22 protein-coding genes and 1 pseudogene are annotated in these 22,810 nt (G+C 70.5%); 10 read left to right on the forward strand and 13 right to left on the reverse strand.

Annotation, left to right across the window (positions count from 1 at the left end; translation table 11 throughout):
* Nucleotides 1-46: 46 nt before the first annotated feature.
* The gene (locus tag GA0115254_RS24925; protein WP_093897512.1) at nt 47-712 is read left to right on the forward strand and encodes an O-methyltransferase; all 666 of its coding nucleotides are present in this window, start codon (nt 47-49) and stop codon (nt 710-712) included.
* Nucleotides 713-873: 161 nt separating this feature from the next.
* Here the strand turns inward: GA0115254_RS24925 and GA0115254_RS24930 are convergent, their stop codons facing one another.
* A complete protein-coding gene (locus GA0115254_RS24930; protein WP_003966491.1) occupies nt 874-1,041 on the reverse strand; it encodes a DUF3117 domain-containing protein in 168 nt (55 codons plus the stop codon).
* Between the two features lie 313 nt (nt 1,042-1,354).
* On the opposite strand from GA0115254_RS24930, the gene GA0115254_RS24935 reads away from it, so the two are divergent.
* Nucleotides 1,355-2,167, forward strand: coding sequence for a 2-cyclohexenylcarbonyl CoA isomerase (locus GA0115254_RS24935; protein WP_176740274.1), 813 nt, complete (start codon nt 1,355-1,357; stop codon nt 2,165-2,167).
* A 14-nt stretch (nt 2,168-2,181) separates the two neighbouring features.
* On the opposite strand, the gene GA0115254_RS24940 is transcribed toward GA0115254_RS24935, so the two are convergent.
* Both GA0115254_RS24940 and GA0115254_RS24945 read right to left on the reverse strand, forming a co-directional pair.
* Complete coding sequence (locus tag GA0115254_RS24940; RefSeq protein ID WP_093897513.1) at nt 2,182-2,769, reverse strand: DNA-3-methyladenine glycosylase I; 588 nt, start codon at nt 2,767-2,769, stop codon at nt 2,182-2,184.
* Nucleotides 2,766-3,194, reverse strand: coding sequence for a hypothetical protein (locus tag GA0115254_RS24945; RefSeq protein ID WP_093897514.1), 429 nt, complete (start codon nt 3,192-3,194; stop codon nt 2,766-2,768). The genes GA0115254_RS24940 and GA0115254_RS24945 overlap by 4 nt, the downstream gene beginning before the upstream one ends.
* A 110-nt stretch (nt 3,195-3,304) precedes the next feature.
* Here GA0115254_RS24945 and folP point away from each other — a divergent pair, with 110 nt between their 5' ends.
* The gene (gene folP, locus GA0115254_RS24950; protein ID WP_093897515.1) at nt 3,305-4,177 is read left to right on the forward strand and encodes a dihydropteroate synthase; all 873 of its coding nucleotides are present in this window, start codon (nt 3,305-3,307) and stop codon (nt 4,175-4,177) included.
* 115 nt (nt 4,178-4,292) lie between these two features.
* On the opposite strand, the gene GA0115254_RS24955 is transcribed toward folP, so the two are convergent.
* Together GA0115254_RS24955 and dapE are read right to left on the reverse strand one after the other, a co-directional pair.
* Nucleotides 4,293-5,042, reverse strand: coding sequence for an LOG family protein (locus GA0115254_RS24955; protein WP_093897516.1), 750 nt, complete (start codon nt 5,040-5,042; stop codon nt 4,293-4,295).
* Nucleotides 5,043-5,129: 87 nt separating this feature from the next.
* Nucleotides 5,130-6,209 (reverse strand): succinyl-diaminopimelate desuccinylase, encoded by a 1,080-nt coding sequence (gene dapE / locus GA0115254_RS24960; RefSeq protein ID WP_093897517.1) that lies wholly within the window; start codon nt 6,207-6,209, stop codon nt 5,130-5,132.
* A 61-nt stretch (nt 6,210-6,270) separates the two neighbouring features.
* Between dapE and GA0115254_RS24965 the strand changes: the two genes are divergently transcribed.
* On the forward strand, nt 6,271-7,218 hold the full coding sequence (locus GA0115254_RS24965; RefSeq protein WP_256102758.1) for a hypothetical protein: 948 nt from the start codon (nt 6,271-6,273) through the stop codon (nt 7,216-7,218).
* A 286-nt stretch (nt 7,219-7,504) separates the two neighbouring features.
* Nucleotides 7,505-7,906, forward strand: a complete 402-nt coding sequence (locus tag GA0115254_RS24970; RefSeq protein WP_093897518.1) for an ATP-binding protein — start codon at nt 7,505-7,507, stop codon at nt 7,904-7,906.
* Nucleotides 7,907-7,982: 76 nt separating this feature from the next.
* Here GA0115254_RS24970 and GA0115254_RS24975 read toward each other — a convergent pair whose 3' ends face one another.
* Nucleotides 7,983-9,080 carry a bifunctional succinyldiaminopimelate transaminase/glutamate-prephenate aminotransferase gene (locus GA0115254_RS24975; protein ID WP_093897519.1) on the reverse strand — a complete coding sequence of 366 codons (1,098 nt, stop codon included), beginning with the start codon at nt 9,078-9,080 and terminating at the stop codon, nt 7,983-7,985.
* 123 nt (nt 9,081-9,203) lie between these two features.
* Complete coding sequence (gene fdxA, locus GA0115254_RS24980; RefSeq protein ID WP_018956287.1) at nt 9,204-9,524, reverse strand: ferredoxin; 321 nt, start codon at nt 9,522-9,524, stop codon at nt 9,204-9,206.
* A gap of 117 nt (nt 9,525-9,641) precedes the next feature.
* Here fdxA and GA0115254_RS24985 point away from each other — a divergent pair, with 117 nt between their 5' ends.
* Nucleotides 9,642-10,643 (forward strand): GNAT family N-acetyltransferase, encoded by a 1,002-nt coding sequence (locus GA0115254_RS24985; protein ID WP_093897520.1) that lies wholly within the window; start codon nt 9,642-9,644, stop codon nt 10,641-10,643.
* A gap of 18 nt (nt 10,644-10,661) precedes the next feature.
* Nucleotides 10,662-11,519 (forward strand): transglutaminase family protein, encoded by an 858-nt coding sequence (locus GA0115254_RS24990; protein WP_093897521.1) that lies wholly within the window; start codon nt 10,662-10,664, stop codon nt 11,517-11,519.
* Between the two features lie 399 nt (nt 11,520-11,918).
* On the opposite strand, the gene GA0115254_RS24995 is transcribed toward GA0115254_RS24990, so the two are convergent.
* A complete protein-coding gene (locus GA0115254_RS24995; RefSeq protein WP_093897522.1) occupies nt 11,919-13,934 on the reverse strand; it encodes an elongation factor G in 2,016 nt (671 codons plus the stop codon).
* A gap of 664 nt (nt 13,935-14,598) precedes the next feature.
* Between GA0115254_RS24995 and GA0115254_RS25000 the strand changes: the two genes are divergently transcribed.
* From GA0115254_RS25000 to GA0115254_RS25010, 3 genes are all read left to right on the forward strand, one after another.
* Nucleotides 14,599-15,165 carry a hypothetical protein gene (locus GA0115254_RS25000; protein WP_093897523.1) on the forward strand — a complete coding sequence of 189 codons (567 nt, stop codon included), beginning with the start codon at nt 14,599-14,601 and terminating at the stop codon, nt 15,163-15,165.
* A gap of 144 nt (nt 15,166-15,309) precedes the next feature.
* The gene (locus GA0115254_RS25005) at nt 15,310-16,053 is read left to right on the forward strand and encodes a class F sortase (protein ID WP_093897524.1); all 744 of its coding nucleotides are present in this window, start codon (nt 15,310-15,312) and stop codon (nt 16,051-16,053) included.
* Nucleotides 16,054-16,175: 122 nt separating this feature from the next.
* On the forward strand, nt 16,176-17,666 hold the full coding sequence (locus GA0115254_RS25010) for an FG-GAP-like repeat-containing protein (RefSeq protein ID WP_093897525.1): 1,491 nt from the start codon (nt 16,176-16,178) through the stop codon (nt 17,664-17,666).
* Between the two features lie 158 nt (nt 17,667-17,824).
* Here GA0115254_RS25010 and GA0115254_RS25015 read toward each other — a convergent pair whose 3' ends face one another.
* The 5 genes and pseudogenes from GA0115254_RS25015 to GA0115254_RS25035 form a co-directional block, all read right to left on the reverse strand.
* Complete coding sequence (locus GA0115254_RS25015) at nt 17,825-18,436, reverse strand: response regulator transcription factor (RefSeq protein ID WP_093897526.1); 612 nt, start codon at nt 18,434-18,436, stop codon at nt 17,825-17,827.
* On the reverse strand, nt 18,433-19,611 hold the full coding sequence (locus GA0115254_RS25020) for a sensor histidine kinase (protein ID WP_093897527.1): 1,179 nt from the start codon (nt 19,609-19,611) through the stop codon (nt 18,433-18,435). The genes GA0115254_RS25015 and GA0115254_RS25020 overlap by 4 nt, the downstream gene beginning before the upstream one ends.
* Nucleotides 19,608-20,363 (reverse strand): ABC transporter permease, encoded by a 756-nt coding sequence (locus tag GA0115254_RS25025; RefSeq protein ID WP_093897528.1) that lies wholly within the window; start codon nt 20,361-20,363, stop codon nt 19,608-19,610. Before GA0115254_RS25025 ends, GA0115254_RS25020 begins: the two co-directional genes overlap by 4 nt.
* Nucleotides 20,357-21,295 (reverse strand): ABC transporter ATP-binding protein, encoded by a 939-nt coding sequence (locus GA0115254_RS25030; RefSeq protein ID WP_093897529.1) that lies wholly within the window; start codon nt 21,293-21,295, stop codon nt 20,357-20,359. The genes GA0115254_RS25025 and GA0115254_RS25030 overlap by 7 nt, the downstream gene beginning before the upstream one ends.
* A 184-nt stretch (nt 21,296-21,479) precedes the next feature.
* Nucleotides 21,480-22,810 (reverse strand): annotated as a pseudogene (locus tag GA0115254_RS25035) (hypothetical protein); the annotation flags it as partial.

The raw sequence follows: 22,810 nt of genomic DNA on the forward strand, positions 1-22,810 counted from the left end.
CCCGGTCCCATCTGCGGGTTCCCGGGTGCAGCGGATACAGTCACCGTTGCGCCAACTACGGGGACAGGAGAGGGTCATTACCGCCAACCGGCAGACGAGCTGGGCGTTCGCCGACGCCTTTGTCGCCGAGGACGAAGCATTGCGCTGGGCCCGGGACCGGGCTCGGGAGGCAGGGCTCCGCTCGGTGTCGCCAGGTACCGGCGCCGCGCTGCGCTTGCTCGCTGCTACGACGGACGCCAAAGCGGTGGCCGAGATCGGCACCGGGACCGGCGTGTCCGGACTCTATCTGCTGCACGGCATGCGGCCCGACGGGGTGCTGACCACGGTCGACCCGGAGCCCGAGCGCCAGCAGTTCGCCCGTGAGGTGTTCCGGGCCGCGGGGTTCGCCGCCAATCGGGCCCGCTTCATTCCCGGCCGCGCCCTGGACGTACTGCCGCGGCTCGCGGACGGTGGATACGACCTGGTGTTCTGCGACGGCGACCGGCTGGAGAGCCTGGACTGTCTCGCTGAATCGTTGCGCCTGCTGCGACCTGGTGGCCTGGTCTGCTTCGAGGGTGTCTTTGCAGACGGCCGTACCGTCGACTCGGCGGCGCAGCCCGCGGAGGTACTGCGGCTGCGGGAGCTGCTGCGTGCGGTGCGGGAGAGCCAGGAGCTGATGGCGACGTTGCTGCCGGTGGGCGACGGGTTGCTGTGCGCGGTGCGGCGGGGCTGAGGGGCCGTCGGGGGCAGAATTCCTGCCCCCCGTGTCCCCCGTGCATGGGGCAGCCAGGTGCCCTCAATCGCCGGACGGGCTTGATTCTGTCGAGTGTGAACGCATCACTGCCCCGGCACGGACACCGTGCCGGGGCAGTGATGAAGTGTGGGCGCCTCTGCTCAGCCGACGACCTTCTTGAGGGCATCGCCGAGTGCATCGGCCTCGTCCGGAGTCAGCTCCACAACAAGCCGACCGCCGCCTTCGAGCGGAACGCGCATGACGATGCCCCGCCCCTCCTTTGTCACCTCGAGCGGGCCGTCGCCCGTCCGCGGCTTCATGGCCGCCATGCTCGTTCCCCTTCCTGAAACCAGCTCATCACAACCGGCGGCCCCATGACAGGCGCTGTGTCACCGGCATCGAACACATTGCTTCCAGGCCATTATCCCGCATCACAGACCCCAATGACCAACATCGGTCGGCATCGCTTGCGCAACGCGCTCTCTCAAAACCACCCAATTCGGCGATCCAGCTGCGATACTCCGTCCCCTTCACCCCTCCTTCGGGGCGCAATTGTTAGACGCAGGTCACATGTTCGCTCCTGCCCGAGTCGGCCATGCTTGCCTGGACATGCATTGCCCAAGGTGCAGAGGGGACAGCGAAATGGCCGACCAGATGGCGGACAGCGTGCTCTACGAAGTGAGCGACGGACTCGCGACCATCACGATCAACCGCCCCGACGCGATGAACGCCATGAACACCGCGGCCAAGGTGGCGCTCCGTGACGCGCTGAAGTCCGCGGCGGCCGACACCGCCGTACGGGCCGTTCTGCTCACCGCGACCGGGCGCGCCTTCTGCGTCGGCCAGGATCTGAAGGAGCACGTCGGCAAGCTCGACGAGGCCCGTGAGTCCGGCAGCGGCAACGCGCTGAGCACCGTGCAGGAGCACTACAACCCGATCGTGCGGGCCATCACCGAGATGCCCAAGCCGGTCGTCGCCGGGGTCAACGGTGTCGCCGCCGGTGCCGGTTTCGGGTTCGCGCTCGCCTGCGACTACCGGGTGGTCGCCGACAGCGCGTCGTTCAACACCTCGTTCGCAGGGGTCGCCCTCACCGCCGACTCGGGCGTCTCCTGGACGCTGCCCCGCCTGATCGGGCAGAGCCGCGCCGCCGACCTGCTGCTCTTCCCGCGCTCGATCTCCGCGCAGGACGCCCATGAGCTGGGCATCGTGAACAAGCTGGTACCCGCCGCCGACCTGGCCGCGGAGGCCGCTGCCGTGGCCCGCGCCCTGGCGTCCGGTCCCACGGTGGCGTACGCGGCGCTGAAGGAGTCGCTGGCCTACGGCACCGGTCACACACTGAGCGAGGCGCTGGAGAAGGAGGACGAGCTCCAGACGAAGGCGGGCGCGTCCGAGGACCACTCGATCGCGGTGCAGGCGTTCCTCGACAAGGAGAAGCCGAAGTACCTCGGCCGGTAGCCGCCGGCGCGGGTCTACGCCCCGGTGCCGCGCGCCACGCAGTCGGCCAGGTGGTCGTCGACCAGGCCGCAGGCCTGCATCAGGGCGTAGGCCGTCGTGGGTCCGACGAAGCGCAGACCGCGCTTCTTGAGGTCCTTGGCCAGCGCCGTGGACTCCGGGGTGACTGCGGGAACGTCGCCGACGGTGCGCGGGGCCGGGCGGCCGGCCGGGTCGGGGGCGTGGGACCAGATCAGTTCGTCCAGCTCGCCGGCGCGCCAGTCGGCCAGGACCTTGGCGTTGGCGAGGGTCGCGTCGATCTTCGCCCGGTTGCGGATGATGCCGGCGTCGGCGAGGAGGCGCTCCTTGTCGGCGTCGGTGAAATCCGCCACCGCGGGGATCTTGAACCCGGCGAAGGCGGAACGGAAGCCCTCCCGGCGGCGCAGGATCGTCAGCCAGGAAAGGCCCGACTGGAAGGCCTCCAGGCAGAGCCGTTCGAACAGGGCGTCGTCGCCGTGGACGGGGCGGCCCCATTCGGTGTCGTGGTACGTGAGGTAGTCCTCGGTGGAGAGCCCCCACGGGCAGCGCAGACCGCCGTCCGGGGCCGCTTCCGCGCCGCCGCTCATCGCTGGGGCTCCTCTCCGGGGTGCTCTGTTTGCTGCGGGTCCTGCTGGTGTTCCTGTCGGGGCGCCTCCCACGGCGCTCTCGGACGGTCCTGCGGCCGCTTGAGGAGATCGGGGCCGCCGACCGCGGTCGCCTGCGCGCCGGCCAGCGCCGACTGCAGTTCCGCGATCCGCGCGTCCCGCTCGGCGAGCTCGGCGCCGAGGCGGCCGAGCGCCTCGTCGACATCCGTCATGCGGTAGCCGCGTACGGCCACCGGCAGCCGCAGCGCCTCGACATCCGCGCGGCCGACCGGACGCGTCGCGGGCAGCGGGTCGGTCAGCTGCTCGGGCGCCACGTCCTGCAGGACGGCGATCTTCCCTCCGCCGACCACCGCGAGGGTGACCGCGGCCACGACCACCACCATCGCCAGCAGCAAGAACCAGAACACGCGTATCTCCCCGGGAGCGAAAACCTGTCCGGGTCCGATCGTGCCATGCGGCGGTGACAGTTAGGGTCGCAGGCGACCCACCGGGCGATCTACCAGAGGAGAAACACGGGATGCGAAGCGGTGCGCTCAGGCTGGGACGGCGTGAATTCGGTGCGCACGAGCCGGTGATCATGGCGATCGTGAACCGCACCCCGGACTCCTTCTACGACCAGGGCGCGACGTTCCGGGACGAGCCGGCGCTGGCCCGGGTCGAGCAGGCGATCGCGGACGGCGCGGCGATCGTCGACATCGGGGGTGTGAAGGCGGGCCCCGGCGAAGAGGTGACCGCCGAGGAAGAGGCCCGTCGCACGGTGGGGTTCGTCGCGGAGGTGCGGCGCCGCCACCCGGATGTGGTGATCAGCGTCGACACCTGGCGCCACGATGTCGGCGAGGCGGTCTGCGAGGCCGGAGCGGATGTGCTGAACGACGCGTGGGGCGGTGTCGACCCGAAGCTCGCAGAGGTCGCCGCGCGGTACGGCGCCGGTCTGGTGTGTACGCACGCGGGCGGCGCCGAGCCGCGGACCCGGCCGCACCGGATCGCGTACGACGACGTGATGGCGGACATCCTGCGGGTGACGCTGGGGCTGGCCGAGCGGGCGGTCGGACTCGGGGTGCGGCCGGACGGGATCATGATCGACCCCGGTCATGACTTCGGGAAGAACACCCGGCATTCGCTGGAGGCGACGCGTCGGCTCGGCGAGATGGCGGAGACCGGCTGGCCGGTCCTCGTGTCGCTGTCCAACAAGGACTTCGTCGGGGAGACGCTCGACCGGCCGGTGAAGGAACGGGTGATCGGGACGCTGGCGACGACGGCCGTGTCCGCGTGGCTGGGGGCGCAGGTGTACCGGGTGCACGAGGTGGCGGAGACGCGGCAGGTGCTGGACATGGTGGCGTCCATCGCGGGGCACCGGGAGCCGGCGGTGGCACGGAGGGGGCTGGCGTAGCCGGGCGTGAGGCGGCGGGGAGGGCGGGGCGCCTTGCCCCCGCCCCCTGCCCGCCCCTTCTCGAAACCGGGGCTCTTCCCGGGACCCCGCTCCTGGATCGCCGGAGGGGCTCGAACTACCGGCCGACCTCCTTCGTCACGAGGTCGACCGCCTCGTCCACGTCGTCCGTGACATGGAACAGCAGCAGGTCGTGCTCGGACGCCTTGCCCTGCGCCACGACCGTGTCCCGCAGCCAGTCCACGAGCCCGCTCCAGTACGCGGTGCCGAACAGCACGATCGGGAAGCGGGTGACCTTGCCCGTCTGGACGAGGGTGAGGGCCTCGAAGAGCTCGTCCAGGGTGCCGAGGCCGCCGGGCAGAACGACGAATCCCTGGGCATACTTCACGAACATCGTTTTTCTGACAAAGAAGTAGCGGAAGTTCACGCCGATATCGACGTGCGGGTTGAGGCCGGACTCGAAGGGCAGCTCGATGCCGAGGCCGACCGAGACGCCCTTCGCCTCCCGCGCCCCCTTGTTCGCCGCTTCCATCGCTCCCGGGCCGCCTCCGGTGATCACCGCGAAGCCGGCCTCGACCAGGGCTTTGCCGATCCTGACGCCCGCCTCGTAGTCCGGCCCGCCGGCCGGGGAGCGTGCCGAGCCGAAGACGCTGATGGCGCTCGGCAGCTCGGCAAGGGCTCCGAATCCTTCGACGAACTCCGACTGGATGCGCATCACCCGCCATGGGTCGGTGTGCACCCACTCGGAGTCGCCCTCGGTGTCCAGCAGCCGCTGATCGGTGGTGCCGGGCTGTACCTGGTCCCTGCGGCGCAGTACCGGGCCCTGCCGCTGCTCCTCGGGGACGTGCGCTCCCTCGGGGTTGCCCATGACCTGCTCCCTCCGACGACGATCGATGACCATCTGTGTCAGGTCAGGGTAGATCGATGGAGGTTACGGACAGGGGAATGCCGTGGGTCAGCTGGTGAGCCAGGAGCGGAGCCGCTCCTCGCAGTGGGTGATCCGGTCGACCGCCACGTGCTCGTTGCGCTTGTGCGCGAGGAGCGGGTCACCGGGGCCGTAGTTCACCGCGGGGACGCCGAGGGAGCTGAAACGGGAGACGTCGGTCCAGCCGAACTTGGGGTGCGCGGTGCCGCCGACCGCCGCCATGAACGCCTTGGCAGCCGGGTGGGAGAGACCGGGCATGGCCGCGCCCGAGTGGTCGTCGACGGTGAATTCGACGACGCCGCAGTCCGCGAAGACCTCGTGGACGTGGGCCAGGGCCTCCTCGGCGGTGCGGTCGGGGGCGTACCGGTAGTTGACGACGACGGTGCACGCGTCGGGGATGACGTTGTTGGCGACACCCCCCTCGATCCGTACGGCATTGAGGCCCTCGTGGTATTCGAGACCGTCGATGACCGGGCGGCGCGGTTCGTACGCGGCGAGGCGGGCCAGGACCGGGGCGGCGCCGTGGATGGCGTTGGACCCCATCCAGCTGCGGGCGGAGTGGGCCCGCTCCCCCTCGGTGCGGAGGAAGACCCGCAGGGTGCCCTGGCAGCCGCCCTCGACCTGGCCGTCGGTGCCCTCCAGGAGGACCGCGAAGTCTCCGGCGAGCCACTCGGGATGGGCGTAGGCCACGTGGCCGAGCCCGTTGAGGTGCGCGGCGACCTCTTCGTTGTCGTAGAACACGAAGGTGAGGTCGCGGTTGGGCTCGGGCACGGTCGCGGCGATCCTCAGCTGGACGGCGACGCCCGACTTCATGTCGGAGGTGCCGCAGCCCCACAGCACACCGTCGTCGTCGAGCCGGGACGGCACATTGTCGGCGATCGGCACGGTGTCGATGTGTCCGGCGAGCACGACCCGCTCGGCACGGCCCAGGTTCGTCCGGGCCACGACGTTGTTGCCGTGCCGGTCGACGGTCAGATGCGGGAGGGTGCGCAGCGCCGACTCGATCGCATCGGCAAGCTCCTCCTCCTGACCGCTGACCGACGGGAAGTCGACGAGCCGGGCGGTGAGCGCCGGGCCGTCCAGGGTGAGGTCAAGCGTGCTTTCGGGCATGGAAGCGACCCTAAAGGACTGGGCCCTCGGCCCCGGCCGGGCACTCCAGTACGGTGGCTCCGTGCCTCGGACCGTCTCCCCCACCCGCCGACACACCGGCCGCAGCCGCCTCTTCCGTATCGCGGCTGCTTTTGTCGTGCTCGCCGCACTGGGCGGCTATCTGACCGTGCAGTACATATCCGGTAGCCACGTCACCGAAGGGTGCACCGTCGAGTCCGCCGACGGTTCGGCCGGCCAGGGCCGTACGTACCGGATGAGCCCGGAGCAGGCTTCGAACGCCGCGACGATCTCCGCGGTCGGCACCTCGCGCGGGATGCCGGAACGCGCGGTGACGATCGCTCTGGCGACCGCTTTGCAGGAGTCCGGGCTGCGCAACATCGAGCACGGGGACCGGGACTCGCTGGGACTCTTCCAGCAGCGTCCCTCGCAGGGCTGGGGCACCGGGAAGCAGATCCTGGACCCGGTCTACTCCGCCGGGGAGTTCTACCGGCATCTGGCCGAGGTCCCCGGCTATTCACGGCTGCCGCTGACGGTCGCCGCGCAGCGGGTCCAGCGCAGCGGTTTCCCGCAGGCGTACGCGAAGCACGAGCCGGATGCGGCATTGCTGGCGGCCGCGCTGACCGGCCGTACACCTGCCGCGCTGAACTGCACGCCGCCGCGGACGACGGCCGCGACGGCCGATGCGGCGAAGGTGCGGGCGGAGCTGGTCCGCGCCTTCGGCAAGGATGTGCTGCCCGCGGAGAAGCCTTCGCCGGGGGACGGAAAGGCCGCGGCCGGCGCGTCGGCGACGAGCACGGTCTCGGTGCCGGTGCGGGCGGCCCGCGCCTCCGGGGGCGACGGCTCGGTGCGGCGCGGCTGGGAGCTCGCGCACTGGGCGGTCGCGCAGTCCGAGGCGCTCCGCCTGGACGAGGTCGCGTACGCGGGCCGGGTGTGGAAGGCCGGGTCGGGATGGCGGACGGAGCGTACGGAATCGGGCACCACCGAGGTCCGTATGCGGCTCGCACACTAGTACGGACGATCACCCGAAGGCGTTATTCGGGCGGCATCAAACACCCCCTGGCGCGACGCCTCCCACCCCCTTCCACAGTTCCTCAAATTCCTTGCGAGCAAAGGGAAGTCACGGTTCATCGAGCCATCCGGGAATGCGGCGTCTGCCCGGGTTCCTCCGTTGTGGATTATGTGACGCGTTGCCGACTCTTTACCTCGGCCCACCGAAACCTCCCCCGCCCTTGCGACGGTTGTCATGGCGTCCGGTCAACGGACAGACAGATTCCTCATCCCGTCGAAGGAGCATCATGTCCCTCCCCCTGACCCGCCGGATCGCCCGTGCCGCGCTGCTGATCGCCGCGGGTGCAGCCCCCGTGGTCGGTGCGGCCGGTGCCGCAGGTGCCGCGGAGCTCCCGCAGGCCCCGGAGCTCGGCGGTCTGACCACCGTCGACGGCGCCGGACTCGGCAAGACGGTCGACGGCGCGTCCCAGCAGGGCACCAAGGCGGCGGGCGAGACCGGCGGCAAGATCGTCGGGACGACCCTTCCGGCCGCGGGCAAGGCCGGCGCCCAGGCCGCCCCCACCGTGCAGAAAGCCGCCGGCGGTACCGCGGGCAGCGCGGGCACGGTCCTCGGCGGCGCCGCCGGTGCCACGTCCCGGGGCGGCCTGCCCGTCCAGGGCCTGCCCACCCAGGGTCTGCCGATCGGCTGACCCGATCCGTCGGCACATCACACGCGAGGGGCCTCGGGAGTGCGCACTCCCGGGGCCCCTCGCCGTGTACCGTCCGCTATCGGGCCAGCCGCTTGACCGCGGCGGCCACCCGCTCGTCCGTCGCCGTGAACGCGACGCGTACGAAGCGGTCACCGGCCGTCCCGTAGAAATCGCCCGGCGCCACCAGAATGCCGAGCTCCGCCAGGTACGCCACGGTCTCCCAGCACGGCTCGTCGCGCGTCGCCCACAGGTAGAGGCTCGCCTCGCTGTGCTCGATCCGGAAGCCGTGGGCCTCCAGCGCCGCGCGCAGGGCCGCGCGCCGGTCCGCGTACCGGGTCCGCTGCTCGGCCACGTGCGCGTCGTCGCCGAGCGCCGCGACGGTCGCCGCCTGGACGGGGGCCGGCGTCATCATTCCGCCGTGCTTGCGGATCAGCAGCAGCTCGCCGAGCACGGCCGCGTCGCCCGCGATGAAGGCCGCGCGGTATCCGGCCAGGTTGGAGCGCTTGGAGAGCGAGTGGACGGCGACGATGCCCTCGTACGTACCGCCGCAGACATCCGGATGCAGTACGGAGACGGGCTCGGCCTCCCAGCCCAGCTCCAGGTAGCACTCGTCGCTGAAGACCAGCACGTCGTGCTCGCGCGCCCAGGCGACGATCCGGATCAATTCGTCCTTGGACAGGACGCGGCCGGTCGGGTTGGACGGCGAGTTGAGCCAGAGCAGCTTCAGGCCGACCGGATCCAGCTCCGTCGGATCGTCGTAGACGACTGGCTCGGCGCCGCAGAGCCGGGCGCCCACCTCGTACGTCGGGTAGGCGAGGCGCGGGTACGCCACCTTGTCGCCCGCGCCGAGACCGAGCTGCGTCGGCAGCCAGGCCACCAGCTCCTTGGACCCCACGACCGGCAGGACGTTCTCGTGCGCCACCCCGACCGCGCCGAGCCGCCGCTCCACCCAGCCGGTGATCGCGTCACGCATCTCGGCGGTCCCCCACACCGTCGGATAGCCGGGGCTGTCCGCGGCGGCGACAAGCGCCCGCTGGATCAGCTCGGGCACCGGGTCGACGGGCGTACCGACGGACAGGTCCACGATGCCGTCCGGGTGGGCGGCGGCCGTCGACTTGTAGGGCGCGAGCTTGTCCCAGGGGAAGACCGGGAGACGGGAGGAGACTGCGGACACGGATCTCTGCTTTCTCGTACGGGGGTTCCGAGGGTCGCTCGGGGCACTCGGGCGTGGAAACACCTCGGTCCCGCACGGTGACGAGCCGTACGGGACCGGGGCGACGCACGTGCCGGCCGCTGACTACTGGTTCTGCGGCGGCAGCGCAGCAATGAACGCGTGGTCGCGTTCGATCAGGCCCAGCTTGGAGGCACCACCGGGCGACCCGAGGTCGTCGAAGAACTCGACGTTCGCCTTGTAGTAGTCCTTCCACTCCTCCGGGGTGTCGTCCTCGTAGAAGATCGCCTCGACCGGGCACACCGGTTCACAGGCTCCACAGTCGACGCATTCGTCCGGGTGGATGTACAAGGACCGCTGGCCCTCGTAGATGCAGTCGACGGGGCACTCTTCGATGCAGGCCTTGTCCTTTACGTCGACACAAGGCTGCGCGATGACGTAGGTCACGCTGTCGTTCCTCCTCGGTAGGGCGTTGGCTCTCGCGCGGGAGCGCGGCGTCGTCGATGCCCGCCCCTAGTATCTCCGTTCCCGGGCACGAACCGAACAGGAGGGGCGGACAGAGCTGTGGAATTCACCATCGGCGGACAACTCGAAGTCCGAATTACACCGGCTGACGTGGGCAAACGGGTATCAGTCCGGCGCACGGCCGAGCGTGGCTCGCAGGGGCCGAAGTTCACCGACACGGTCGGTGTTCTCACATCCTGGGATCGTGGTGTGCTGTCGATCACAACGAAGAGCGGCGACTCTGTCCGTATCGCGGAATCGACGCTGGTGGCGGGCAAGGTCGTGCCCGCCGCCCCGGCCCGGCGGCGCGGCCCGGCAGCCTCCTTCGACGAGCTCGCGCCCGTCTGTGCCCGCGCCTGGCAGCCGGTGGAGAGTGAGCCGCTGGGTGACTGGCAGCTGCGCGCCGCACAGGGGTTCACCCGGCGCGCCAACTCCGTGCTGCCGCTCGGCGATCCGGGCGTACCGCTCGACGAGGCGCTCGGGCACGTCCGGCAGTGGTACGGGGAACGGGACCTGCCCGCGTACATCCAGACCGCGACCGGCGCCGAGGGCACCCAGGAACAGCTCTGCGCGGAGCTGGAGCAGCGCGGATGGCGGCGCGAGGTGACGGCGGAGGTACGCATCGCCGCGCTGGCGCCGATCGGTGATCTGGACGCGGATGTGTCACAGGTGCGGCTGAGCCGGAACCTCGACGAGACGTGGCTCTCCCGCTATCAGCGCTCCGACACCCCGGGGCCGCACGTCCTGAAGGTGCTGCGCGGCGGTCCCTCGGTCTGGTTCGCCTCGGTGCCCGGTGACACCGAGGGCGCACCGCCCGCGGCGATCGGGCGGTGCGTGGTGGACGGGCGGTGGGCCGGCTTCATGGCTGTCGAGGTCGGTCCCGAGTACCGGCGCCGGGGGCTCGCCACCGCCGTGATGACCGCGCTCGCCCTCAAGGCCCTGGACGAGGGGGCGTCGGCGGCGTGGCTCCAGGTGGAGACGGACAACGAGGCGGCGCGGGCGCTGTACGAGCGCATGGGGTTCGCGGTCCATCACCGGTATCACCACTTCCGGCCGGCGTGACGGAGGCGGACGAGCCCGATGAATCCTCACCACCCCGAGCAGCCCGAGCGTCCCGGCCAGGACGAGCTGCGCCGGCAGTTCGCCGAGGAGGCGCGCGCCGAACGGCCGGACCTCGCGCTGCTCTGCCTGCTGCTGGGCGCGGTGGCCGACCCGGCGCTGGACGCGAACGGGATCGACGCGGCGCAGATCGAACTGGACGAGCTGGCGGGCCGGCTTCCGTACGGGGTACGGGGCGGCTGGGCCTGGGCCTCGGCCCTTGCCGAATTCCTCGGCGAACGGTGCGGCTTCGCGGGCTCGTCTGCGGACTACCAGCGGCTGGAGTCGTCGCTGCTGCACGAGGTGCTGCGGCGGCGTCGCGGGCTGCCGATCCTGCTGTCCGTGGTGTGGATCGAGGTCGCGCGGCGGGCAGGCGCTCCGGTGTACGGGGTGGCGCTGCCCGGTCACTTCGTCGTCGGGTTCGGCGATCCTTCGGAGCGGGTGCTGGCCGACCCGTTCGACGGCGGCCGGCCGATGACCGGGCAGGACGCGGAGTTGCTGGTGGCGGGGGCGACCGGGGAGCCGCTCGAGGAGTCGATGCTGGTACCCGCGCGGCCGCTGGAGATCGTCCTGCGGATCCTGAACAACATCAGGGCGTGGGCGGCGGCCCGTCCGGAGCGGACGGATGTGGCGCTGTGGGCGGTGGACCTGTCGCTGCTGCTGCCCTCGCATCCGGCCAGGCTGCGCTACGAACGGGCGCAGCTGCTCGTACAGAGCGGGCAGTTTCTGCGCGGGGCGGCGGAGATGGAGGAGTACGCGGATGTGGTCGACGAGGTCGAACCCGAGGCTGCGGAGGCGATCCGGCGACGGGCGCGGGCGGCGCGGGCGTTGCTGAACTAGCGGGGCGGGGGCACGGGGGAGGGCCGGCCGCCGCTCCGTGCCCCCGTCTCAGCGCCGTTCCGTCTCCGCCGCCAGTACCTCGGACGCCCGTCCCTCGTGCACGATGCCGCCCAGCCGTTACGTCGCCCGTGTCAGTGCCACGTACAGGTCGTTCAGGCCGCGTGCCGAACGCCCGAGGACGGCCGCCGGGCCGGCCGGCAGCACCGCGTCGGCGTGAAGCCTGTCGGGAGGGTTCTGTTCGTGGGCGATCTCGGCTCCGGACAACGGTGCACCGACTCCCTGCGGGCGGTGGTGGGGGCAGCCAAGGGCGCCCTGCAACGAGGTGAAGCGACATGTGTAAGGGCCGGGACCGTACCGGAGCGGCGCGAGGTGGCTGAGCCCCGGCCGGACCGGACCCGGTCAGCGGGCATCCTCCCGTCCGGCGATCCTGCGCACCGTGTGCAGCAGGTACTCCTTGCGGTTGAGCGGATTGCGGTCGGTACGTGGCCGGTCCGGGGGCGTACCGACGACCGCCCGGTAACGGTCGAAGTCGGATTCCAGGACCCCTTCGCCGCGTGTCAGGGCCGGGAGCTGTTGCTGCAGTTCATGGACCCGCGCCGCCGGAATCTCTCCCTCCAGCGCACATGTCGCACCTTGCACGGCCGGTGTCCCGGGGACGGCACGCAGATGTGCGAGTACCGGCAGGAGCGGACCCAGCACGTCCGCGGGGAGTTCCAGACGGAAGCGGTGCATCGGCTCGTACACCGTGGTGCCGGCCTCCTTCAGCGCACTCATCAGGACCAGAGGGGTCAGATTGCGGAAGTCCCCCGCGGTGCTCGACATGCTCTTGTCGAAAACGGCATGGGAATGGCTCTGCCGGGGCCAGTAGCCGGAGTGCGTCATGGTGACGACGCAATCGGTGACCTGCCAGCCGTGGATTCCCTGCTGCAGGGTCACCCCGACGGTCTCCTCCACCGCTCTCATCAGGGAGAACGGCATCGATCCCAGCTCCACCTCCAGCCGGTACTCGATACCGCTGCCGATCGGGGCAGGATCGATCCGAAGCCCGATGGTCGCCAGAAAGGGATTCGGATCCTGATCGCCGACCTCGTACGCCGCACCGCTGCCGTTCGGCCGTTCCAGACAAATGGTCGTGGTCTTGCGGAAGGTGACGTCGATTCCGAATTCATCGGCGAGCGTCGCCTGGATGACTTCCTTCTGCACCTCGCCGTAGAGCGAGACGGACACGTCTTTCCGGATGTCGTCCTGCCGCAGATTGATCAATGGATCCTGCTCGGCCAGTTGTGCGAGCGCGAAATGCAGCTCGCCCCTGCTCGCCGGAGCGCAGGGCACCACGACCGATTCCAGTGTCGGCGGGGCGAACCAACGGCCCGGTGCGGTCGTGTCCGATACGCCGACCGTATCGCCGACCCGAATGCCGCCGAGGCCCCGGAGCTTCGCGATCCGGCCTGCGCCGACCGCTGCTTCGCGCACGTCCGAGCCTCGGTCGAAGACACTGATCGCGGTCACTTTCCCCTCGTCACGTCCCTCGCCCCGGCCGAACGGCAACCGGTCACGTGTTCGTACCGTGCCCGAGAAGAGCCGGACGTAGGCGATCTTCTCGCCACCCGGCCCCCGCTCCACCTTGAAAACGGATCCCGAGACCGGCCCGTCGGCATCACCCTCGCCCGCGGGCAGCAGCTCCCTCACCCCGCTGATCAGGGCGTCCACACCCGCCCCGGTGATCGCCGAGCCGAAGAACACCGGATGCACCAGCGCCTGCCCGGTCTGCGTGGACAGCGCTTCGCGCAGCCTGCTGTACGGGAGCGGCGCCGCGTGCTCGACGTATGCGGCCAGCAGCGCGTCGTCGTGGTCGGCGAGAAGCTCGGTCAGCCGGTCCGTGAAGTCCGCATCGGCACCGGTGTACGGCGTGCAGCGGGCATCCCGGCCCCCCGGTCCGTCGACCGATCCCATGGCGAGCACAGCAGGGGTCAGCTTCTCCGAAATGCTCCGCAGAAGGGACTCGTCCTGTGCACCGCCGCGATCGACCTTGTTCACGAAAATGAGCGTCGGAATGCGCAGGCGTTGCAGTGTCCGCATCAGAACACGGGTCTGCGCCTGCACGCCCTCCACGGCGGAGATGACCAGTACAGCACCGTCGAGCACGTTCAGCACCCGTTCCACTTCGGCGATGAAATCCGGGTGACCAGGTGTGTCGATCAGATTGACCATGATGTCGTCGATGGTGAACGAGACGACTGCGGACTTGATCGTGATGCCGCGTTGCCGTTCCAGTGCCAGGGAATCTGTCCGGGTGCTCCCGTCGTCGACGCTGCCGATCTCGTCGATGACACCGGCGGTGTGGAGCAGCCGCTCGGTCAGGCTTGTCTTACCGGCGTCGACATGCGCCAGAATTCCCAGATTCAGCGTGTGCACAAAACTCCATGTCTTCAAGATCGGTGGAAATTTCCGTCTGAATGAACACGAGAGTTCCGCGCATGATCTTCTCCTGGGTCGATCGAGTACTGGAGGGGGAGTACAGCAGGCGGCCGCCCCGAGCGGCAACCGATTTATCAGCCGGGCATTCACCGAGCCGGGGATGGCTGCCGGAACTCGCATGCCCGCCTCCTGCGCTTTCATACCCGGCAGCCGAGGACAAGTAGATAAGCGTCTGCGCACCGGCGGGTCGCGTACGCCGATACGCACATTCAAAGTATGGCTCCGGGCGAAGTTCCGCCAGGCACCGCGCGCGCACGTCTCGCCGGACAGCGAGAACAGGCCCTCTCAACTCCGGTTCTCCAAAGGCCTGTTCGACCCCATCGAGGGATGATTTCCGAGCCGGGCGGAGATTGGTCCACCGTACCGAAGCGTCGGCAAACGAGTGGACCGTCACCGCCCAAACCTCACGTGGCGCTGCGTGCAGTCCAACGGGTGATTATTGGCTTTTCGCCACCCGAAGGGCCCACGACATGGCCGCAATGCGGCATTTTGCGTTGGCGCAAAGTGACATTCGGACTGACGGTAGATCATGTCGCCACTGCGCCACATTGAGTCGACAGCCTGTCACTCTTCGCAGTTGCGCCGGAAGGAATGTGTTCAGATGCGCTCTGCCCGCACACTGTTCGCTTCGGCCGCTGTCACGGCGGTCCTTGCCATTACCGGTCCCTCCGCCTACGCCATGGCCACGGCCGCGGATTCGGGACACCACAAGGGATCCTCGTCCTCGCGCAGCGACGAGAACGGAAAGTCCGGCGGCGACGAGGGTGGTCGCGGCAGCGATGAAGGCGGTCGCGGCGGCGACGACGAAGGCGGTCGCGGCGGCGACGAGGGTGGCCGCGGCGGCGACGAGGGTGGCCGCGGCGGCGACGACGAAGGCGGTCGCGGCGGCGACGACGAGGGTGGCCGTGGCGGCGACGACGAGGGCGGCCGTGGCGGCAACGACGAAGGTGGCCGTGGCGGCAACGACGAGGGCGGCCGTGGCGGCAACGACGAAGGTGGCCGTGGCGGCGACAACGCCAAGCCCAGCGGTGGCGTCAACGCCGGTGGCGGCGGGATGGCTACGACCAGCAGCAGCCTGGCCGCCGGCTCGGCGCTGCTGATCGGTGGCATCGGCGTCGGTGCGTACAAGCTGCGCCGTCGCCAGTCGTCGGGCGGTGCGATCGCCTGACCGGGCCCAACGGCTGACCGGTCGTTTCGTTTGTCGCGGCCGTCGTCCCTCGGGGCGGCGGCCGCGGCGGCTTCGATTGCACACCACCCCCGCACCCCTCCCCTCTCCCCTCTCCAACACCGCACAACCGAAAGGCACGTTCCCATGGCCGCCCCGCAGTCTCCCGGCTCCATCCCCACCCGGACTGCCCCCGGAACCACACTGGGCCGCGCCTTGATGTGGCCCGCCGTGGCAGCCGGGGTCGGCATGCTCATGATCTACAACTCCATCGAAACCTCGGTCGACGACAAGCCGCCGGCCCCACCCGCCGCCGTCGCGCCCGCAGCCGTACCCGAGGTCCTCGGCTCCCATGCCGCGCCCCGGCCCGTCACCCCGTCGGCGCCCGCCGTCACCCCGTCGGCGCCCGCCGTCGGCCCGGCGATGTCGCGTTCCGTCCCGACGCGGCTGCAGATTCCGTCCCTCGCCGTCAAGGCACCGTTCACCGGCCTGTCCATCGGCGCCGACGGTCGGCTGAACCCGCCGCCCCCGAACGACAGCAACCTGGTGGGCTGGTTCAAGGGCGGTGTCACCCCTGGCGAGCGCGGTGCCGCAATCGTGGCGGGCCATGTCGACACGACGACCGGTCCGGCCGTGTTCCTGCAGCTCCAGTTCCTCAAGCCGGGTTCCACGGTCGACATCACCCGCGCCGACGGCTCGGTCGCCACATTCAAGGTCGACTCCGTCGAGACGTTCAGCAAGGCGAAGTTCCCGAACAAGCGCGTCTACTCGGACACCCCGTCCGCGCAGCTGCGCCTGATCACTTGCGGCGGCCCGTACAACAGGAAGGCCAAGCACTACGAGGACAACGTGGTGGCCTTCGCCCACCTCGAATCGCCCAAGAACGGCTGACGGCCGGTCGGCGGCCGACGCCGGGATACAACCATCCGCCAGGCCGGAAGGTCGTACGGGGCGGCACGGAACCGGGGTTCCTGCCGCCTCGATCTGCCTTCTGAGCACCGGAGTTGAGCAACGTGCCCGATCTCTCCCACCGTCGCCGCCTGGCGATCGCAACCGGCATCGCTCTGGTCGCCGGAGCCGTCGTGATGCCCGTCGGCCACGCCACGACGAAGCCGACCGCCCCCGCGGCGAGCGCGCCGAGCGCCAAGCGTCTGCCCGACGACTTCAATGGTGACGGCTATCCGGACGTCGCCGTGGGCGCCCCCATGGCCACCGTCGGCAAGGCGGAGGGTGCGGGCGCCGTGAGTGTTCTCCTCGGCGGCCCCGGCGGCCTGTCCTCCGCCCGCAAGCAGGTCCTGACCTGGCCGGAGCGCTCCGGTATCAACAGCCCGGCGGACGCGCGGTACGGCACGAATCTGCGCAGCGCCGACCTGAACGGTGACGGTTACGCGGATCTGGTCGGCCGTCTCTGGGCGACCACGCCCGACGGCGACAAGGGCACCGTCCTGGCCGTCAACTGGGGCAGCGCATCAGGCCTTTCGAAGAACGCCACGGTGCTCCGGCCCGTTCCGGGCGACCAGGGCGACGCCACCGGCGATCTGGCCGTGGGCGATGTCGACGGTGACGGCATCGCCGACATCGCCGTGGGCGACGTGCGGCGCGGCGGTCATGTGCTGCACGGCCCGATCAGCCGCACCGGCCGGTGGAGCCGGGTCAGCTCGTTCACGGTCGACGGCACGGACGTGCTCGACACCTCGGACATCGCCATCGGCGATGTGACCGGCGACGGCGTGGGCGATCTGGCGATTCTCGGCTTCGGCCCGTCCGACCCGTGGCAGCAGCACACGTACCTGCTGACCGGCAGCCGAAGCGGATTTTCCGCTCCGGTGGAGATCAAGGACGCGGACGGGGCGGGCGTGGGCGGCACCTCCATGGGCATAGCCGACCTGGACAAGGACGGCCACGGGGACATCGTCATCGGGCGCGGCGACGAGTGGTCGCAGGCGGACACCTCGGTGAAGAAGGGCGGTGCGCTCTTCGTCTCGTACGGCGGTCCCAAGGGACAGAGCACCGGTCGCAAGCCGGTCTGGATCAACCAGGACACCGAGGGTGTGTCGGGTACGGCCGAGTTCCACGACCGGATGGGCGACAGCATCGCCCTCGGTGACACGGACGGCGACGGCTACCCCGACATCGCCGTGGGACTGCCGGGCGAGAAGATCAAGGGCATCGCGGACGCCGGCCGTGTCCTGGTCCTCAAGGGCGGCCCGAACGGTGTGAGCGGCGCCGGCTCCAAGGAGTTCGGCCAGTACACGGCAGGGGTCCCGGGTGTCGCGGAGGCGGGCGACCAGTTCGGCGAGGCCACCGCGCTGGGCGACTACGACAACAACGGGCGCGCGGAGCCGGTGGTCGGCGACCCCACGGAGAACAGCAGCAGGGGCGCCCTGTGGATCTTCCGCTCGGACGCCACCGGGATCATCGCCAAGGGCGCCGTCTCGTTCGGCGCGGCCACCCTCGGCGCCCCGACCGGCCCGTCCCGCTTCAGCGAGTTCCTCACCGACTGACGACGAAGAACTGACAACGAAGAGCCGTCAGGCGGCGCGCCGTCACTGGGCTCGGCGCATGGTGCCGGTGGCGGAGACCGATCTCGAACCGAGCGACGGTCGCGCACGGCACGGTCACGACGACAACGGTGGCCGGGCCCCGGCCTGCTGCTACGGCCCTACAGCCAGCCCTTCTCGCGGGCGATGCGGACCGCCTCGGCCCGGTTGCGGGCCGCCATCTTCTGGATCGCCATGGAGAGATAGTTGCGGACCGTCCCCTGCGAGAGGTGGAGCGCGGCCGCGATCTCCGCGTTGGTGGAGCCGTCCGCCGCCGTGCGCAGCACATCGCGTTCGCGGTCGGTGAGCGGGCTCGCCCCGTCGGCGAGTGCGGCCGCCGCGAGCGTGGGGTCGATGACCCGCTCCCCCGCCAGCACCTTCCGTACCGCCGAGGCCAGTTGGGAGGCGGGGGCGTCCTTCACCAGGAACGCGTCGGCGCCCGCCTCCATGGCCCGGCGCAGATAGCCGGGGCGGCCGAAGGTGGTGACGACGACGACCTTCACGGCCGGGAGTTCGCGCCGCAGGGCCGCCGCCGCGTCAATACCGGTCATGCCCGGCATCTCGATGTCCAGGAGCGCCACATCGATGCGGTGCTCCTGGGCCGCGGCCAGCACCTCGTCGCCACGGGCGACCTGGGCCACCACCTCGATGTCGGGTTCCAGGCCGAGGAGTGCCGCGAGGGCCTCGCGCACCATGGACTGGTCCTCGGCGAGGAGGAGTCTGATCATGCTCATTCCGTGGATCCTAGGCCGGAACCGAGCGGAACACTCAGGGTCAGGGTGAAGCCTTTACCGGCACCGGAGTTACCGGTGCGGGTGGTCAGCGTGCCGCCGACCGCGGCGAGGCGTTCGGTGATGCCGGTGAGGCCGTTGCCCGGTTTCGTACCCGCCGCTCCGACGCCGTCGTCCGCGACGGTGAGTTCGAGGACCTTGCCGTCGAGGGTCTGGCGCGGGGTGAGGGTGACGGTGCAGTGCCGGGCGCCGCTGTGGCGTACGACATTGGTGACGGCTTCGCGCAGCGCCCAGGCGAGCACCTCCTCCGGCTCCTCGGGAAGGCCGTCGGGGGCCTCGGCCGGGACGTCGGCGGCGATGCCCGCGGCGGCGAGTGCGGTACGGGCTCCGGCCAGTTCGCCCGGGAGGGTGGGCCGGCGGTAGCCGGTGACGGCACTGCGTACGTCGACCAGGGCCTGGCGGCTGACCTGTTCGATGTCCGCGACCTGGGCGGCCGCCTGCTCCGGGTGGTCGGGGAGCATCCGCCCGGCCAGTTCGCTCTTGAGCGTGATGAGCGAGAGCGAGTGGCCGAGCAGGTCGTGCAGATCGCGGGCGAGCCTGAGCCGCTCCTCGTTGGCGGCGAGCTGGGCGACGGTCGCGCGGGCCTCGCGCAGCTGGATCGTCGTACGGATCAGCTGCCGTACCCCGGTCATCGCGAACCCGCCGAGCAGCGCGGGAAAGACCAGCGCGGTGATGAGCTCGCGGGGGTGGTCGCCGGTCAGCCCGACGCCGACCAGTGCGGCGACGACCGCGGGGATCAGCCAACGGGCGGTCCGCAGCGGCAGGGTGGCGCCGACGGAGACCGCCACGTACACGAAGAGGACCAGCCACGGGGCGCCGAGCGTCAGGGAGAGGACGACGGCGAGGGCGCCGAGGAAGGCGATCGTCGTGTGGACGGCGCGCCGGTCCAGGGCCTTCGACGTGTGGCGGAAGACCAGGACCAGATAGGCCCCGACGAAGACCAGCAGACCGAGGGCGCCCAGCGCGGTCGCCCACGGGGGGTGGCCGCCGTCGGTCAGATCCTTGACCGGGGCGCTCATGAAGGCGAGCCAGATGCCGATCCAGAACAGCTTGATCCACACCTGTCGGCGGCCCGTCGCCGCGAACCCGATGCCTACGGACGTCTCCTCGTCGTTCACGCCTTCAGGGTGTCCTTCCGGTAGAGCCAGGCCGCGCCGCCCGCGAAGATCAGGAAGTAGGCGCAGAGGATGGCGACGTCCTTGGCGTGCGGCGAGCCGCCCATCTCGATCGCCTGACCGAGAGAAGCGTACGCATGGGTGGGGAGCCACTCGGAAATGTTCTGCAGCCACTGCGGGAAGGTGGCGCTGGGCATCCACAGACCGCCGAGGACGGAGAGCCCGAAGTAGATGATCATCGTGATCGGGCGGACCGCGTCACCGCCGGCGATGTAGCCGATGGCGACCCCGAGCGCGGCAAAGACCAGCGAACCGGCCCAGATGACCCCGGTCAGCGCGAACCACTGCCAGGCGTCCAGCCGTACGTGCTTGACGCCGGCGGCGACCAGGAACACGACGACGATGCAGGGCAGGGTCACCATCGCCGCGCCGGCGATCTTCGCCAGGACGTAGCCGCGGCTGGGCAGTGCGGTGAGCCGGAGCTGGCGGACCCAGCCCTTCTCGCGCTCCTTGGCGATGCGTTCGCTGTTGCCCATGAGGACGGCGGTCAGCGCGCCGAAGGAGGCCATCGAGACCATGAAGAAGGCCTGGAGGGTGAGATCGCTGTGCGGGACCTTGTCGGTGGTGCTCCGGGTGCCGGAGATCAGCAGATAGATCACCGACGGGTAGATGACCGAGAAGAACATGAACTTCTTGTTCCGCAGGGTGCGGGTCACTTCGAGCCTGATCAACGCCCATGAAAAGAAACTCAGCATGCGGTCCTGGCCTCCTCGGCCTCGGTGATGGCGACGAAGGCCTGTTCCAGGCCGAGTCCGGCGACTTCGAGCTCGCGCGGGTAGAGGCCGAGTGCGTAGACGGCGTGGACGGTCGCGTCGGCGTTGTGCGACTGGATGCGGACCCGGTTGCCGGTGATGTCGAGCGCGGAGAGGAACGGCAGGGCGCGCAGGTCCGCTTCGTCGACCGGGCCCTCCAGCTCGAAGGAGATCCGGCGGGCTCCGGCCTTCGCCTTGATCTCGGCGGCGCTGCCGTCGGCGAGCAGCCGGCCCTTGTGGAGGACGAGTACGCGGTCGGCGATCGCGTCGGCCTCTTCGAGGTAGTGGGTGGCGAACAGGACGGTACGGCCCTGCTCGGCCTGTTCCCGCATCGTGGCCCAGAAGGCCTGGCGGGCGGTGACGTCCATGCCGGTGGTCGGCTCGTCGAGGACGATCAGGTCGTTGGCCCCGGCGGTGGCGAGCGCGAACCGTACGCGCTGCTCCTGGCCGCCGGAGAGCTTGTTGACCATGCGGTCGGCGATCTGCGTGATGCCGGCCCGGGACAGCACCTCGCCGACCGGGTGGGGCCTGGGATGCAGATCGCAGGCGAGGCGGACCAGTTCCTCGACCGTGACGTCCTCCATCAGACCGCCGCTCTGCAGCATCGCGCCGACGCGGCCGGCGGCGATGGCGCCCTGCGGGGTCGTGCCGAAGACCTGGACGGAACCGGAGTCGGCGGTGCGCAGGCCGAGCAGCAGGTCCAGGGTGGAGGACTTTCCGGCGCCGTTGGGGCCGAGGAGCGCCACGGTCTCGCCGGGGTGCAGGTCGAGGGTGAGTCCGTCGACGGCGCGTACCGCTCCGTACGCCTTGCTGACCTGGTCGAAGCGGACCACGGCGGTCTTCGCCCCGGTGGCCTCGGTGGCTGTCGTTGTCATGCGTCCAGCCTGGCAAAGACGCGGGTACGTCCGGCAGGGCCGCGAGTCGTGGAAACGGGATGACAGATGTCATGCCGCGCGCATGACGCAGCTGCTGTGCCGTACGTCCGCGGAGCACGACGCCGCCCCCGGCCGGGGTCCGGACGGGGGCGGTTGTACGGTGCGGTTCGCCGCGGTGGGGCGGTTATCCGTTTCCGTTCAGGCTGATCGTGGCGGTCCGCTCGGCGGCGGTTTTGCCGAGCAGCGCGGTCTGCATGGCTTGAGCCACATCGTCCGCACTGAGCTGGTGCTTCTTGCCGTCACCCTTGGTGATCATGATGCCGTCGAAGACGCCGTCGCAGAGGGTGTCGATGGCCTTCTTGTCGTAGTGCTCGACCAGTCGGCCCTTGACCGGCACCATCGTGAGGATCTGCGGCAGCGACTTCGCCGGGCCGAACTGGATCTGCTTGGGCCCGGCCTTGATGGTGACCAGGCCGGACATCGCGGGCTTCGCGAAGTCCTTCATCGCCCGGTCCAGTTCGGCCTGGCTGATGGTGGGCTCCCGGGTGGTGACCGGCAGTTCGACGGTGGCCGGCTCGCCCGTCTGCACCTGGGTCCGGTACGCGTCGCGCACCGAGATCATCGACTGGTTGACGTCCAGCGCCTTGCCCGACTTGCCGGGTACGGCGACGGCCTTGCCCGGCTCGAACCGGATCGTGCCGTCGTTGGCCGAGCCGGAGACACCCGCCAGGTCCGTCAGCGCGACACCGAGCTTCTCCTCGTCGACCGGGATCACCGGGTCGACGGCGCGCTCGCCTCCGAAGAGGGAGCCGATGACGGAGACCGGGTTGTAGTCGCTGCCCGCGGCGGAGCGCACGGTCTCCTGGCTGTCCAGGCCGAGTCCGGCCTTGTCCGGTGCGAGTTCGGCCTTCTTGCCGTCCACGGAGAGCTGGAGGGGAGTCTCGGCGCGCTTGCCGAGGGCGGCGTCCAGCTTCGCGACGCCCTCCTCCTTGGTGCCGCCGCCGATGTCGACGCCGAGGACGGTGGTGCCCTTCGGGACGTCGGAGTGGTTCATCAGCAGTCCGGCGCCGTACGCGACACCGAGCAGACCGACGACGCCGGCGCAGAGGAGGACCAGCTTGGAGCGGCCCTTCTTCGCGGGTGCGGGCGCCGGGGCGGGGCGGGCGGCGGGGGCGGGCGCCGGGGCGGCGGGACCGCCGGGTCCTGCCGGTCCGGTGCCCATCGCGTCGTCCTGGATACGGGGCGTCAGATCGGGACGCCCGCCACCGGGGCCGCCCGCGCTCGGGAACGGGGACGGCGAGCGGTGCTCCGGCGGAATGACGGGGATGCCGCTGGTGAGCGTGTCACCGGAGACGTTGCCGCCGGGCCCGGCGGAGGCCGGGGCCGCGAACTGGGGCGTCAGCACCGCCGTGTCGTCGGACATCCGCGGGACCACGCCACCGGGTGCGCCGGAACCCTGCGGGCCCGCGGGACCACCGGGGCCTCGCGGACCGCCGGGGCCCGGGCCGCCCGCTC

It is taken from the genome of Streptomyces sp. Ncost-T10-10d (genome assembly GCF_900091955.1).
Taxonomy (GTDB): domain Bacteria; phylum Actinomycetota; class Actinomycetes; order Streptomycetales; family Streptomycetaceae; genus Streptomyces.